Annotated in this window: 15 protein-coding genes; 8 read left to right on the plus strand and 7 right to left on the minus strand. The window is 60.1% G+C overall.

Features of this window, described 5'->3' with window-relative positions:
* Position 1: 1 nt before the first annotated feature.
* From moaC to AD663_RS04630, 4 genes are all read left to right on the plus strand, one after another.
* A complete protein-coding gene (gene moaC, locus AD663_RS04615; protein WP_003178310.1) occupies positions 2 to 475 on the plus strand; it encodes a cyclic pyranopterin monophosphate synthase MoaC in 474 nt (157 codons plus the stop codon).
* Complete coding sequence (gene moaD, locus AD663_RS04620; RefSeq protein WP_003178312.1) at positions 472 to 714, plus strand: molybdopterin converting factor subunit 1; 243 nt, start codon at positions 472 to 474, stop codon at positions 712 to 714. The genes moaC and moaD overlap by 4 nt, the downstream gene beginning before the upstream one ends.
* Before the next feature lie 3 nt (positions 715 to 717).
* Positions 718 to 1,167, plus strand: a complete 450-nt coding sequence (moaE, locus tag AD663_RS04625) for a molybdopterin synthase catalytic subunit MoaE (RefSeq protein WP_003178314.1) — start codon at positions 718 to 720, stop codon at positions 1,165 to 1,167.
* Positions 1,168 to 1,439: 272 nt separating this feature from the next.
* A complete protein-coding gene (locus AD663_RS04630) occupies positions 1,440 to 2,216 on the plus strand; it encodes an ABC transporter substrate-binding protein (RefSeq protein WP_003178316.1) in 777 nt (258 codons plus the stop codon).
* A gap of 128 nt (positions 2,217 to 2,344) precedes the next feature.
* Here AD663_RS04630 and AD663_RS04635 read toward each other — a convergent pair whose 3' ends face one another.
* From AD663_RS04635 to AD663_RS04655, 5 genes are all read right to left on the minus strand, one after another.
* Positions 2,345 to 2,998, minus strand: a complete 654-nt coding sequence (locus AD663_RS04635) for a transcriptional regulator (RefSeq protein ID WP_053213346.1) — start codon at positions 2,996 to 2,998, stop codon at positions 2,345 to 2,347.
* 87 nt (positions 2,999 to 3,085) lie between these two features.
* On the minus strand, positions 3,086 to 4,213 hold the full coding sequence (locus AD663_RS04640) for an FAD-binding oxidoreductase (protein ID WP_003178320.1): 1,128 nt from the start codon (positions 4,211 to 4,213) through the stop codon (positions 3,086 to 3,088).
* A 147-nt stretch (positions 4,214 to 4,360) separates the two neighbouring features.
* The gene (locus AD663_RS04645) at positions 4,361 to 5,314 is read right to left on the minus strand and encodes an ornithine cyclodeaminase family protein (protein ID WP_053213347.1); all 954 of its coding nucleotides are present in this window, start codon (positions 5,312 to 5,314) and stop codon (positions 4,361 to 4,363) included.
* A gap of 124 nt (positions 5,315 to 5,438) precedes the next feature.
* Complete coding sequence (rhlB, locus tag AD663_RS04650; RefSeq protein ID WP_003178323.1) at positions 5,439 to 6,902, minus strand: ATP-dependent RNA helicase RhlB; 1,464 nt, start codon at positions 6,900 to 6,902, stop codon at positions 5,439 to 5,441.
* Between the two features lie 96 nt (positions 6,903 to 6,998).
* The gene (locus AD663_RS04655; protein ID WP_003178325.1) at positions 6,999 to 7,655 is read right to left on the minus strand and encodes an alpha/beta hydrolase; all 657 of its coding nucleotides are present in this window, start codon (positions 7,653 to 7,655) and stop codon (positions 6,999 to 7,001) included.
* A 472-nt stretch (positions 7,656 to 8,127) separates the two neighbouring features.
* Here AD663_RS04655 and AD663_RS04660 point away from each other — a divergent pair, with 472 nt between their 5' ends.
* From AD663_RS04660 to AD663_RS04675, 4 genes are all read left to right on the plus strand, one after another.
* Positions 8,128 to 9,159: an amino acid ABC transporter substrate-binding protein gene (locus AD663_RS04660; protein ID WP_003178326.1), complete on the plus strand. Its 1,032-nt coding sequence runs from the start codon at positions 8,128 to 8,130 to the stop codon at positions 9,157 to 9,159.
* Between the two features lie 65 nt (positions 9,160 to 9,224).
* Positions 9,225 to 10,406 (plus strand): amino acid ABC transporter permease, encoded by a 1,182-nt coding sequence (locus AD663_RS04665; RefSeq protein ID WP_003178329.1) that lies wholly within the window; start codon positions 9,225 to 9,227, stop codon positions 10,404 to 10,406.
* 10 nt (positions 10,407 to 10,416) lie between these two features.
* Complete coding sequence (locus AD663_RS04670) at positions 10,417 to 11,514, plus strand: amino acid ABC transporter permease (protein WP_003178330.1); 1,098 nt, start codon at positions 10,417 to 10,419, stop codon at positions 11,512 to 11,514.
* Between the two features lie 10 nt (positions 11,515 to 11,524).
* Positions 11,525 to 12,289 carry an amino acid ABC transporter ATP-binding protein gene (locus AD663_RS04675; RefSeq protein ID WP_003178331.1) on the plus strand — a complete coding sequence of 255 codons (765 nt, stop codon included), beginning with the start codon at positions 11,525 to 11,527 and terminating at the stop codon, positions 12,287 to 12,289.
* A gap of 59 nt (positions 12,290 to 12,348) precedes the next feature.
* On the opposite strand, the gene AD663_RS04680 is transcribed toward AD663_RS04675, so the two are convergent.
* Entirely contained in the window at positions 12,349 to 12,831 is a 483-nt protein-coding gene (locus AD663_RS04680) for a type II toxin-antitoxin system MqsA family antitoxin (protein WP_053213348.1), read from the minus strand.
* A complete protein-coding gene (locus tag AD663_RS04685; RefSeq protein ID WP_053213349.1) occupies positions 12,828 to 13,139 on the minus strand; it encodes a type II toxin-antitoxin system MqsR family toxin in 312 nt (103 codons plus the stop codon). The genes AD663_RS04680 and AD663_RS04685 overlap by 4 nt, the downstream gene beginning before the upstream one ends.
* Positions 13,140 to 13,169: the final 30 nt, after the last annotated feature.

Raw genomic sequence — 13,169 nt, forward strand, 5'->3', positions numbered from 1 at the left:
TGTGCTGACTCATCTCGATTCCCAAGGTCGCGCCAACATGGTCGACGTGACCGACAAGGCCGTGACGTTCCGTGAGGCTACGGCCGAAGCTTTTGTGCGCATGTTGCCCGACACGCTGCAGATGATCGTCAGCGGTGGTCACCCCAAGGGCGATGTCTTCGCCGTCGCACGCATCGCCGGCATCCAGGCCGCGAAGAAAACCAGCGACCTGATTCCACTCTGTCATCCGTTGATGCTGACCAGCGTCAAGGTCGAGCTTACCGCTGAAGGGGAGGACCGGGTGCGTATCGTGGCCCGGTGCAAACTGTCCGGGCAGACCGGGGTGGAAATGGAAGCGCTGACCGCTGCCAGCGTTGCCGCGCTGACCATCTATGACATGTGCAAGGCCGTGGATCGGGGCATGATCATCGAAGGCGTGCGGGTATTGGAAAAGCTCGGCGGTAAAAGTGGCCACTTCCAGGCGGAGGCCCAATGAACATCACGGTGAAGTTTTTCGCTCGATATCGCGAGGCCTTGGGCGTGGACTCGGTAAAGGTAGAGGGCGATTTCGCCACGGTCGACGACGTGCGCGCGCTGCTCGCCCAGCGCGACGGTGCCGAGGTGCTGAGCGAGCAAAACCTGATGTGCGCGCGTAACGAAGATTTGTGCCAGCTCGATGAGCCGCTGGCGGACGGCGACGAAGTCGCATTCTTTCCCACCGTCACCGGAGGCTGAGCCATGGCGATTCGTGTGCAGGCCGATCCGTTCGACCCGGGCGCTGAAGTCAATGCGATGCACGCAGCCAACGTCGGCGTCGGGGCGGTGGTGAGTTTTGTCGGTTACGTGCGCGACTTCAATGACGGCCTCGACGTGTCCGGAATGTTCCTGGAGCATTACCCGGGCATGACCGAAAAGGCCTTGGGCAAGATCGCCACCGAGGCCGAGCAGCGCTGGCCGTTGCTCAAGCTGGAAGTGCTGCACCGCATCGGCGCCCTGGAACCGGGCGAGCCGATTGTTTTCGTGGCAGCCGCCAGTGCCCATCGCCAGGCAGCGTTCGATGCCTGCGCCTTTGTCATGGATTACCTCAAGACTCGCGCGCCGTTCTGGAAGAAGGAAAACACAATCGACGGCCCGCGTTGGGTCGAAGGGCGCGACAGTGATCATGCGGCGGCGGATCGCTGGAAGTAGTAGATACCCTGCAGTTCTTCATTGATTGTTATGCCGCCTTCGCGAGCAAGCCCGCTCCCACATTGGATGGATGTCGTACACAGTATTTGTATTCGACGCAGTTTCCTTGTGGGAGCGGGCTTGCTCGCGAAGAGGCCACCAGCCTCCCATCACTTTCTCCTGGTCCCCAATTGACGGTGTGTACATTAAAGTCCAGTATGGATTTATAAGTACAAAACACCGCTGGGCCTACTTTCTCTGCCAAACCAACAACAACCCGCGAGAGATCGATCATGAAGAAGCTTCCCCTCATCACCGGCCTGGCCTTGAGCCTGTTGGCCTCCGGCAGCCTGTTCGCCGCTGAAAAAAATCTGCGCATCGGCATCGAAGCGGCTTATCCGCCGTTTGCGTCCAAGACTTCAGAAGGGAAGATCGAAGGGTTCGACTACGACATCGGCAACGCTCTCTGCGCGCAGATGAAGGTCAAGTGCGAGTGGATCGAAGGCGAGTTCGACGGGCTGATTCCGGCGCTGAAAGTGAAGAAGATCGACATGGCGCTGTCGTCCATGACCATCACCGAAGAGCGCAAGAAATCGGTGGATTTCACCCACAAGTATTACTTCACCTCGTCGCGGTTGGTCATGAAGGAAGGCGCCGTGGTCGATGACCAATACGCCAGCCTCAAGGGCAAGACCGTGGGTGTGCAACGTGCTACCACCACCGACCGCTTCGCCACGGAAGTCTTCGAGCCCAACGGCATCACCGTCAAGCGCTACAGCAATAACGAAGAAATCTACATGGACCTGGCGTCGGGTCGCCTGGACGCGATTTTCGCCGACACCATTCCGCTGGAAGACTTCCTGTCGATGCCACGCGGCAAGGGCTACGCCTTTGTAGGCCCCGAGCTCAAGGATCCGAAGTACGTCGGTGAAGGCGCCGGTATCGCGGTGCGCAAGGGCAATACCGAACTGGTGGCGGACTTGAACAAGGCCATTGATGGGATTCGGGCCAGTGGCGAGTATCAGAAAATCCAGGCCAAGTATTTCAAGTCGGACATCTACGGCGACTGAAACATCGCCTTCGCGAGCAAGCCCGCTCCCACATTGGATCTTCGTTGGACATAAATCTTGTGTTCAACGCAAATCCTTTGTGGGAGCGGGCTTGCTCGCGAAGGCGTCAGCAAAGGCAACCCAAGGTCTCAGCCCTTCAACTCCTTCAACTCCTTCAACTCCTTCAACTCCTTCAAATGCTTGTACACCGTCGCCCGGCCCATGTTGAGTATATTCGCCACATAGTTGGACGCGCTCTTGCCCTTGAAAGCGCCTTCGGCATGCAACGCCAGCACCAGCTCGCGTTTGTGGTCGCGGGTCAGCAGGTTCAGGCTCAGCTGGCGCTCGCGCATCCAGGCGTGGAGAAAGGTATTGATCCGCTCCTGCCAGTCATCGCGAAACAATGAGTCCGGCTGGGGAATCAACTTGCCCGGCGAGAGGAACAGATCCAGCGCGGCCTTGGCATTCTCGAACAGCGAAATATTCAGGTTGATGCACAGCACCGCCAGCGGATGGCCGTCGGCGTCGCGCAATACGCTGGTGAGGCTGCGAATTTTCTGCCCATCCCAATTCAGCTTTTCGTACGGCCCGATATTTCGCTCGCTGACATCCTCGCTGAGCATGTCTTCCAGGGACGAATCGTCGCCGATCTCACGCTTGGACAGGTTATTGGCGATGTAATCGACTTTCTGCGTGCGCAGGTCGTGCAGCACCACTTCGGCGTGTGGATAGAAGAGCGTGGCGATGGCGTCGGCGATGGTGTGGAAATTATCCAGTGCCGGATCGGGTAGCGGGGCGTTCATGACAGGGCTCCTGGCAGCGTCAGCGCCCCGTGGAACAGGGGCGCGGGGAGTGTGCCGCAATCGAGGCGATGCGTCACCTGGGTGGGATCAACCCAGGCGTATCGGCGACAGCATGGCGTTGCTCAGGCCGAAACGGGTCAAGGCCTCGGGCAACGGTTCGCCACGCACCAGCGCCGCGCTGGCCTGGCCCATGGCTGGAGAGGTCTGGATGCCGTAGCCGCCTTGGGCCGCGACCCAGAACAGTCCGGGCACTTGTGAGTCGAAACCGGCTACCAGGTCACCGTCGGCCACGAAACTGCGCAAACCGGCCCAGGTGCGGGTCGGTCGGCGGATGGTCAGGGTGGTGGCTTCTTCGATTTGGTAGATCCCCATGGCGATGTCCAGTTCTTCAGGCTGCACGTCGTGAGGTTCCACCGGGTCGGCGTTGGCCGGTGAGCCGAGAAACATGCCGGCGTCGGGCTTCATATAGAAGGATTCGTCGAGGCTGACCAGCATCGGCCAGTCATGAATATCCACACCCTCTGGGCCGGCGAAGATAAAGGCCGCGCGCCGCTTGGGTTGCAGCCCCAGCTTCCGGGCGCCGGCCATGTCGGCGACCTGGTCGGCCCAGGCACCGGCTGCATTGATCAACACAGGTGCGCTGAAGGTCTGGCTGGCGGTCTCCACGTGCCACAATCCCTGGTCGTCGCGACTCAAGCCCAGCACTTCACTGTCGGTATGCACTTCACCGCCATTGCGGCGAATACCGCGCAGGTAGCCTTGGTGGAGCGCGTCGGTATCGATGTCACAAGCCGTGGGGTCGTAGATCGCGCCGTGGACCTTGTCCCGCCGCAGGATCGGCAGCCGCACGCAGGCTTCTTCGGCGCTGAGCAGTTGCATCTGCGGCACCGTCGCCTTGGCGCTGAGGTACTGATTGTTCAACTCGGCCGGGTCGCCGGTGAAGTCCACGGTCATTTCGCCCCGCGCGGTGAGCAAGGGATGTTCGCAGAAGCCACTTGGCGGGGCATCGAAAAAGTCCCGGCTGGCCTGGGTCAGCGCCCGCACCTGTGGCGTGCCATAGGCCGCGGTGTACAGCGCCGCCGAACGTCCGGTGGAATGGTAGGCCGGATGGGATTCGCGTTCGAGCACCATGACCCGCCCGTGGGGGGCCAGCCAGTAACCGGTGGAAGCACCGGCGATACCGCCGCCGATGATGATGAAGTCTGCTGAAGCCATGAAGCTCTCCTGTCGAGCACGGTGCCGGGCGTTCGCCAAACCCTGTGGGAGCGGGCTTGCTCGCGAAAGCGGTGTAACAGCCACATCAATGGTGAATGTGCTGCCGTCTTCGCGAGCAAGCCCGCTCCCACAGGGGAACAGTTTGGGTCAGATTTGCTGGTGCATCCGGTAAAGCGCATTCGCCAGCGCAACGTCTTCCAGCCCCAGGCCGATGGAGCGGAAGAACACGTGGCGGTCATAGTTCGGTCGCGCGACTCGTTCGCTGAGCAGGTCGGGCAAGTCGCCGACAACGCTCGACGCCTGCCAGCCGAACTGTTCGCCGGCGATCAGCATTTCCCCGGCAGAGCCTGGCGTGGTCTGGCGATAGTCGCAGAACACGTCCATGTCGCTGAGGCTTTGGGGCGGTACTTCGTGCGCTCGCGGCGCATTGGTGCTGATGGAGGTGATCAGGGTTGGCTTGCCGAGCGTGCTCGGGTCGAGCACCGCTTTGGCGGACGACGTGCAGAGCATCACCACATCGGCGTCCTTCAAAGCGGCTTGCAGGCTGTCGGCGATTTGCAGGCGTGGGTCCAGGCCGGTGAGCAACGCCAGTTCCTGTGCCGTTTTGCCTTTCAGGCTGGGCGAATAGAGGCTGATACCTTGCCAATCCCTCAGGCCCTTGACGTATTGCACGTGCGCCCGCGCTACCGCACCGCTGCCGATGACCGCCAGGCGTCGGGCTTGGAGCGGGGCGAGGGCATCCACGGCAACGGCGGTGGTGGCGGCGGTGCGAGCGGTCGTCAGTTCGCTGGCATCACACAGCAGCAGCGGCTGGCCAGTCTGCATCGACATCAGCAACGTCCAGGCGGTAACCAGCGCACCTTGTTCGCGCACGATGTAGGGCGAGGTCTTGATCCCGTAGACCTGGTCTTCGGCCAGCACGCCCAGATAATTGATGAAGTCCCCGGCGCCCTGGGGAAATTCCACGAGTTGCTGGGACGGTTGCACCGCTTTCCCGGCGGCGAGGTCGCGAAACAGCTTGCGCAGGGTTTGCGGCACATCGACGTGTCCGAGCAGTTCTCGGGCCTGGGCTTGGGTCATCACATAGGGCGTGGTGGTCATGGGGGCTCCGGGTGCTTTTTATAAACTAATTTGTCCATTATGGACTTTTAGTTTAATCGGGCAATATCCCAGGCGAAAAAAAACGCAGCCATTTCGGCTGCGTTTTCAGGATCGGCGATAGCGATTAAGGCCGCTTGCGCTCAACCGCCCGCAATAGATGCGTCGGCGGGGTTTCGCAGTTGATCTTTTTCCCCAGCAGCGCCTCGATGGACGGCAACTGATAGGAGTCATCCTCACCGGCGAAGCTGATCGATACACCCGCGGCGCCCGCACGACCGGTACGGCCGATGCGGTGCACGTAGTCATCCGGCACTTCCGGCAGGGTGAAGTTGATCACGTGGCTGATGCCGTCGATGTGAATGCCGCGACCGGCCACGTCGGTGGCGACCAGCACGCGGATCTTGCCTTCGCGGAAACCTTCCAGGGTCTTGATGCGCTTGTGTTGGGGCACGTCGCCCGACAGTTGGGCGGCATTGACGCCGTCGCGCACCAGGCGTTCCTCGATACGCCGCACTTCGTCCTTGCGGTTGGCGAACACCATCACCCGCTCCCAGCCGTTGTCGTTGACCAGGTTGTAGAGCAGCTTGTACTTGTCGGCACCGGCCACCGCATAGATGTGCTGCTCGACGTTTTCGCTGGCGACGTTCTCGGCTTCGATCTCGACGATGGACGGGTCGGTGGTCCACTGCTTGGCCAGGTTCATCACGTCTTCGGTGAAGGTCGCGGAAAACAGCAGGGTCTGGCGTTCGCTTTTCGGTGGGGTCTGGCGAATGATCTGGCGCACCTGCGGGATGAAGCCCATGTCGAGCATGCGGTCGGCTTCGTCCAGCACCATCACTTCGACCATGTCCAGGTGCACGTCGCCGCGCTGGTTGAAATCCAGCAGGCGGCCCGGTGTGGCGACCAGGATGTCGCAATGGCGGGCTTCGAGGTGCTTGAGCTGCTTGTCGAAGTCCATGCCGCCCACGAACGTCATGACGTTCAGGCCGGTGTACTTGGTCAGGTCGGCGGCGTCCTTGGCGATCTGCACCACCAGCTCGCGGGTCGGCGCGATGATCAGCGCTCGCGGCTCGCCCATGTAGCGTTCCTTGGGCGGCGGGGTCTGGAGCAGTTGGGTGATGATGGAAATCAGGAATGCGGCGGTCTTGCCGGTGCCGGTCTGGGCGCGACCGATGGCGTCCTTGCCGGCGAGGGTATAGCCCAGCACTTGCGCCTGGATGGGCGTGCAATACGGGAAACCCAGGTCCTGGATGGCGTGCATCAATTCTGGGGCGAGCTTGAAATCGTGGAAGCGGGTCTTGCCTTCCTGGGGTTCTACGACGAAGTCCTCGAGCTTCCAGGCGACGACCGGCGGTTTTGGCGCGCGTTCGCGGCGTGGCTTGGGGGCGTCGTTGCGTGGTTTTTCGGGTTCTGGAGCGATAAGAGGCTGGGCGGCGGGCTCTTTGTTTGCCTGTGCAACGGGGGCAGCCCGGCGCGGTTGTGGCGCATCGGTACGGCTCGGGGCGTGGACAGGGGCGCTTGCGCCAGGCGCGAGCTGCTCGGCCTCGCTTTTACCGAACATCTTCTTGAGTGCTTTGAGCACGGTCATCTCATCGATTGGTTAAGGAATGTACGCCGGCCAGTGTAATGCAAGAAACGGGCGCGGCGTAGTGTGATCATCAAAGGGCTGGCGTGGCGATTGGCCTCAGCGCAACCGCTCGGCCAGCCAGTTGCCGATGTCGCGAATCTCCTCGGGTAACACTTCGTGGCCCATTGGGTATTCCTGCCATATCACGGTGACACCATGCTGCTTCAAATACTCTTTCGCCGTCCGCCCCATGGGGTTAAGTACCACTTCATCGTACTGTCCGTGCAGCGCCAGCACCGGAATACGTTGCTGGCTGGCCGACAGCTGCAGTTCTTCGCTGAAAGTCGGTGCATAAGTGGAGAGTGCGATCACGCCCCCCAACGGGCCCTGCCATTTCACGAAAGCCGTGTGATAGACCACCGCGCCGCCTTGGGAAAATCCCGCCAGGAAAATCCGCGAGGCGTCTATTCCGCTGGCTCGCTGGGTTTCGATCAGATCGATGACCCGTTGTGCCGAAGCTTCCAGCTGCTGTTCATCGATGGCCCGGGCCGGGCTCAAGGCGCGGATATCGTACCAACTGGGCATGGCGTAGCCGCCGTTGATCGTTACGGGTTGGGTCGGCGCCTGGGGTAGAACGAAACGTGTCGTGAGCAGGCTTTGCTGCAACATTTCAGCGACCGGCATGAAGTCATAACGATCGGCGCCCAAGCCGTGGAGCCAGATAACACACGCGTCGGCAGTGCCGCTGGGCTCGAGAATCAGGGGGTCGGTCATGGTTGTGCTCCAAATTTGTGCGGGTGCGCCCAATCAGTGCGTGATTACAGTGCGTTCCCGGTGCCTCAGTTAATTAGATGTCGCAAAGTTGAAAGTTTTTGTCTTGACGTGTTTTGCATGGCCTAAGCGCAGCGGTCTGGTACGGGCTTTGCTATGGGGATGCTGAGTGATGATTCTTACGCTGCGCGGTAACACTATCAGTTAGCCGCGCCGCATGGGATATCAGAAATCCGGTGATGAATGTTCGCCAATAGCCGCTACGGGCTTCGCGAACGTGAAGGGCTACAGCCCGTTCGGCCGTTTGGTGAGAGATGGGCATGACCACTGTTTACGGACATCCTCATTATTAGACTCATAGCGAAGGTCCAGACGTCGGTTGACCCTAAAAAAAGCCAACAAGGGTCGGCAATGCCCCAAAAGGGTGCGACAGGGCTCGAGCTCCGACACAACAAGAGCAAAACTGGAGGTTTGAATGAAGTTACTGAAATCCACCCTGGCTGTCGTGACTGCTGCAGCAGTACTCGGTGTCAGCGGGTTCGCTCAGGCGGGTGCAACCCTGGATGCCGTGCAGAAGAAAGGCTTTGTGCAATGCGGCGTAAGCGATGGCCTGCCGGGTTTCTCGGTGCCTGATTCGACCGGCAAGATCGTCGGCATCGACGCTGACTTCTGCCGTGCCGTGGCCGCTGCGGTATTTGGCGATGCGACCAAGGTCAAGTTCAGCCAGTTGAACGCCAAGGAGCGCTTCACCGCGCTGCAATCGGGCGAAATCGACATGCTCTCGCGCAACTCCACCATGACCAGCTCCCGTGACGCGGGCATGGGCCTGAAGTTTCCAGGCTTCATCACCTACTACGACGGCATCGGTTTCCTGGCCAACAACAAGCTGGGCGTCAAGAGCGCCAAGGAACTGGACGGTGCAACCATCTGCATCCAGGCCGGTACCACCACTGAACTGAACGTTTCCGACTACTTCCGCGCCAACGGCCTGAAGTACACCCCAATCACTTTCGACACCTCCGATGAAAGCGCCAAGTCGCTGGAATCCGGTCGTTGCGACGTACTGACCTCCGACAAGTCCCAGCTGTTCGCCCAGCGCAGCAAGCTGGCTTCGCCGAAAGACTACGTCGTTCTGCCGGAAACCATTTCCAAGGAACCACTGGGCCCAGTCGTGCGCAATGGCGACGACGAGTGGCTGGCCATCGTGCGCTGGACAGGCTACGCCTTGCTCAACGCCGAAGAAGCCGGTGTGACCTCGAAAAACGTTGAAGCTGAAGCCAAGTCCACCAAGAACCCTGACGTCGCTCGTATGTTGGGTGCTGACGGTGAATACGGCAAAGACCTGAAACTGCCGAAAGACTGGGTCGTACAGATCGTCAAGCAAGTCGGCAACTACGGCGAAATGTTCGAGCGCAACCTCGGCAAGGGCACTCCGCTGGAAATCGATCGCGGCCTGAACGCGCTGTGGAACGCTGGCGGCATTCAATACGCACCACCAGTGCGCTGATGGTTCTATCACCCGGTGGGCCAACCACCGGGTGATGTTCTGTTCCATTCTTTGCGGGGCACTTCATGCAAAATTCAATCGGCGCACCTAAGCAGAGGCTCAGCCTCAGCGATCCACGAGTGCGTGCGTGGGTATTTCAAGTCGTCACTGTCGTGGCGGTTATCGCGCTGGGCTGGTTTCTGTTCGATAACACACAGACCAATCTTCAACACCGGGGCATCACTTCCGGTTTCGGCTTCCTGGAGCGCAGTGCCGGTTTCGGCATTGCCCAACACCTGATCGACTACACCGAAGCGGACAGCTATGCCCGCGTCTTTGTCATCGGGTTGCTCAACACGCTGCTGGTGACCGTCATCGGCGTGATCCTGGCGACCATCCTCGGGTTCATCATTGGCGTGGCGCGCCTGTCGCAGAACTGGATCATTTCCAAGTTGGCGACCGTTTATGTAGAGGTTTTCCGTAATATCCCGCCGCTGCTGCAAATCCTGTTCTGGTACTTTGCCGTATTCCTCAGCATGCCCGGCCCGCGCGCTGCCCATAACTTCGGCGATACCTTCTTTGTCAGCAGCCGGGGCCTGAACATGCCGGCCGCGCTGGTGGCCGAAGGGTTCTGGCCGTTCGTGATCAGCGTTGTGCTGGCGATTGTCGCCATCGTGCTGATGACGCGCTGGGCCAACAAGCGTTTCGAGGCGACCGGCGAGCCGTTCCATAAGTTCTGGGTCGGCCTGGCGCTGTTCCTGGTGATTCCGGCATTGAGCGCGCTGCTTTTTGGTGCGCCGGTGCATTGGGAAATGCCTGAACTCAAGGGCTTCAACTTCGTCGGTGGCTGGGTGCTGATCCCGGAACTGCTGGCCCTGACCCTGGCGCTGACGGTGTACACCGCAGCGTTCATCGCCGAGATCGTACGCTCGGGCATCAAGTCGGTGAGCCACGGCCAGACCGAAGCGGCCCGTTCCCTGGGGCTGCGCAACGGTCCGACCTTGCGCAAGGTGATCATCCCGCAAGCCTTGCGTGTGATCATTCCGCCACTGACCAGCCAATACCTGAACCTGGCGAAAAACTCCTCCCTGGCGGCCGGTATCGGCTACCCGGAAATGGTTTCGCTGTTTGCCGGCACAGTGTTGAACCAGACCGGCCAGGCCATCGAGGTGATTGCGATCACCATGAGTGTGTACCTGGCGATCAGTATCAGCATTTCCTTGCTGATGAACTGGTACAACAAGCGCATTGCGCTGATCGAGCGGTGAGGAAACGCGCATGACGACTCATACTTTCAAACCTGATATGCCCCCGCCGGGCAGCAGCATCGGCGTGGTGGCGTGGATGCGCGCCAACATGTTCTCCAGCTGGATCAACACGCTGCTGACGCTGTTCGCGTTCTACCTGATTTACCTGATCGTCCCGCCGCTGCTGCAGTGGGCCATCCTCGATGCCAACTGGGTCGGTACCACCCGCGCCGATTGCACCAAGGAGGGCGCCTGCTGGGTGTTCATCCAGCAGCGTTTTGGTCAGTTCATGTACGGTTACTACCCGACGGACCTGCGCTGGCGCGTAGACCTGACCGTGTGGCTGGCAGTGATCGGCGTAGCGCCGCTGTTCATCTCGCGCTTCCCGCGCAAGGCGATCTACGGCCTGAGCTTCCTGGTGCTGTACCCGATCATTTCCTGGTGCCTGCTGCACGGTGGCGTGTTCGGCCTGGACACCGTAGCGACCAGCCAATGGGGCGGCCTGATGCTGACCCTGGTAATCGCCACGGTCGGTATTGTCGGCGCGCTGCCGCTGGGCATCGTCCTGGCCCTGGGGCGCCGCTCGAATATGCCGGCGATTCGTGTGGTCTGCGTGACCTTCATCGAGTTCTGGCGCGGCGTGCCGTTGATCACGGTGTTGTTCATGTCCTCGGTGATGCTGCCGCTGTTCCTGCCCGAAGGCATGAACTTCGACAAGCTGCTGCGGGCGTTGATCGGAGTGATCCTGTTCCAGTCGGCCTACGTGGCCGAAGTGGTGCGCGGCGGCCTGCAAGCCATCCCCAAGGGCCAGTACGAAGCGGCCGCAGCGATGGGCCTGGGTTACTGGCGCAGCATGGGCCTGGTGATTCTGCCGCAAGCCCTGAAGCTGGTGATCCCGGGTATCGTCAACACCTTCATTGCGTTGTTCAAGGACACGAGCCTGGTGATCATCATCGGCCTGTTCGATCTGCTCAACAGCGTGAAACAAGCTGCCGCCGACCCGAAATGGCTGGGCATGGCCACCGAAGGCTATGTGTTTGCCGCCCTGGTGTTCTGGATTTTCTGTTTTGGTATGTCCCGCTATTCCATGCATTTGGAACGCAAGCTGGACACTGGCCACAAGCGTTAGGAGTTGACTCATGAGTGAAGCGATCAAACAGCCTGTGAGCCCTGAAGGCATTATTCAGATGCAGGGCGTGAACAAGTGGTACGGCCAGTTCCACGTGTTGAAGGACATCAACCTGAACGTCAAGCAGGGCGAGCGTATCGTGCTGTGCGGCCCGTCGGGTTCCGGCAAGTCCACCACCATCCGCTGCCTCAACCGCCTCGAAGAGCACCAGCAAGGGCGCATCGTGGTCGACGGCGTGGAACTGACCAACGACCTCAAGCAGATCGAAGCGATCCGCCGTGAAGTCGGCATGGTGTTCCAGCACTTCAACCTGTTCCCGCACCTGACCATCCTGCAGAACTGCACCCTGGCGCCGATGTGGGTGCGCAAGATGCCCAAGCGCAAGGCCGAGGAAATCGCCATGCACTACCTGGAACGCGTACGCATTCCAGAGCAGGCGCACAAATACCCGGGCCAGCTCTCCGGCGGTCAGCAACAGCGTGTGGCCATCGCCCGTGCCCTGTGCATGAAGCCAAAGATCATGCTGTTCGATGAGCCGACTTCTGCGCTCGATCCGGAAATGGTGAAGGAAGTACTCGACACCATGATCGGCCTGGCTGAAGACGGCATGACCATGCTCTGCGTGACCCACGAAATGGGCTTTGCCCGCACCGTGGCCAACCGCGTGATCTTCATGGACAAGGGTGAAATCGTCGAACAGGCCGCGCCGAACGACTTCTTCGACAACCCGCAGAACGACCGCACCAAGCTGTTCCTGAGCCAGATCCTGCATTGATCCGGCCTTAGGCAGTGAAACAAACCCGGACTCGTCCGGGTTTGTTTTTAATGGGCCGCTCAGCAAGCCGTGAGGGTCTCGTGTTCCTTGTGCACCGTCGTTTTGAATTGCCGCAAGTCTGCGTCTTCAGCGAAGGCATGGACATCGGCAAGCAAATGCGGATAGCGATCAAGCAGGCGCATCAGCAAGATCAACGCCTTGGGTGGCACTACCTCGCCGCGCTCGTAGCGGGAAAACGCATTGTGTCCACCGCCCGATAGCAGCAGTACCGCTTCCTTTTGCGATAGATGCAGTTTGCGCCGGACACGTTTGATCTCTTCGCCGATCATTCGCCTGGCCGCGTTGACCAGCTCATCACCTGCGTGGTCGTAGCGATCCGAGCAGCTTGAATCGAGCTCGACTTCGCCGCACATCCGACATTCCCAGCCAGACAAGTCATCGACCCGGCGTTCCAGTCCCTTGACGCTCATGGTTTCGCCGCGACCTTCGAAATGCAACATGCCTTCCGGGGCTCCACAGCTGAAGCATTGCTGGTGTTTCATGAGTTTTTCTCCTTGAAGGAAATTACCGGTGGGCCTCCGCTGGGGCGGTACGTCACCTTCAGGTAAATCTGCAGACCGTGTGAATTGGCGTGGTAGACGTCATGCCAGACTCGATGATCGTCATAGGTGGTCATCGATTTGTAGAATTGTTTTCGCTCAAGCCCATGGATGACCTGCTGCATGTCTGAGACGTTTAAACCGAGCGTCCGAGCAGTGTTCTTCGCAGTGCTGGTGAAAGCTTTCCCTTTAAGCCGCCTGACATCTGCCTGTATCGCCGCCAAGGCGTAGTGGGGTGTGTTCTTTTCCATAGAACGGCGTGCCTTGTCCTTAAAATTACC

Source organism: Pseudomonas sp. Q12-87 (genome assembly GCF_001269755.1).
Classification (GTDB): Bacteria; Pseudomonadota; Gammaproteobacteria; order Pseudomonadales; family Pseudomonadaceae; genus Aquipseudomonas; species Aquipseudomonas fluorescens_S.

What these genes read in the sequence shown, in the direction of transcription:
- moaD (WP_003178312.1), top strand. Translation starts at nt 472, where the DNA reads ATGAACATCACGGTGAAGTTTTTCGCTCGATATCGCGAGGCCTTGGGC.
- moaE (WP_003178314.1), top strand. Translation starts at nt 718, where the DNA reads ATGGCGATTCGTGTGCAGGCCGATCCGTTCGACCCGGGCGCTGAAGTC.
- AD663_RS04630 (WP_003178316.1), top strand. Translation starts at nt 1,440, where the DNA reads ATGAAGAAGCTTCCCCTCATCACCGGCCTGGCCTTGAGCCTGTTGGCC.
- AD663_RS04635 (WP_053213346.1), bottom strand. Translation starts at nt 2,998, where the DNA reads ATGAACGCCCCGCTACCCGATCCGGCACTGGATAATTTCCACACCATC.
- AD663_RS04640 (WP_003178320.1), bottom strand. Translation starts at nt 4,213, where the DNA reads ATGGCTTCAGCAGACTTCATCATCATCGGCGGCGGTATCGCCGGTGCT.
- AD663_RS04645 (WP_053213347.1), bottom strand. Translation starts at nt 5,314, where the DNA reads ATGACCACCACGCCCTATGTGATGACCCAAGCCCAGGCCCGAGAACTG.
- rhlB (WP_003178323.1), bottom strand. Translation starts at nt 6,902, where the DNA reads ATGACCGTGCTCAAAGCACTCAAGAAGATGTTCGGTAAAAGCGAGGCC.
- AD663_RS04655 (WP_003178325.1), bottom strand. Translation starts at nt 7,655, where the DNA reads ATGACCGACCCCCTGATTCTCGAGCCCAGCGGCACTGCCGACGCGTGT.
- AD663_RS04660 (WP_003178326.1), top strand. Translation starts at nt 8,128, where the DNA reads ATGAAGTTACTGAAATCCACCCTGGCTGTCGTGACTGCTGCAGCAGTA.
- AD663_RS04665 (WP_003178329.1), top strand. Translation starts at nt 9,225, where the DNA reads ATGCAAAATTCAATCGGCGCACCTAAGCAGAGGCTCAGCCTCAGCGAT.
- AD663_RS04670 (WP_003178330.1), top strand. Translation starts at nt 10,417, where the DNA reads ATGACGACTCATACTTTCAAACCTGATATGCCCCCGCCGGGCAGCAGC.
- AD663_RS04675 (WP_003178331.1), top strand. Translation starts at nt 11,525, where the DNA reads ATGAGTGAAGCGATCAAACAGCCTGTGAGCCCTGAAGGCATTATTCAG.
- AD663_RS04680 (WP_053213348.1), bottom strand. Translation starts at nt 12,831, where the DNA reads ATGAAACACCAGCAATGCTTCAGCTGTGGAGCCCCGGAAGGCATGTTG.
- AD663_RS04685 (WP_053213349.1), bottom strand. Translation starts at nt 13,139, where the DNA reads ATGGAAAAGAACACACCCCACTACGCCTTGGCGGCGATACAGGCAGAT.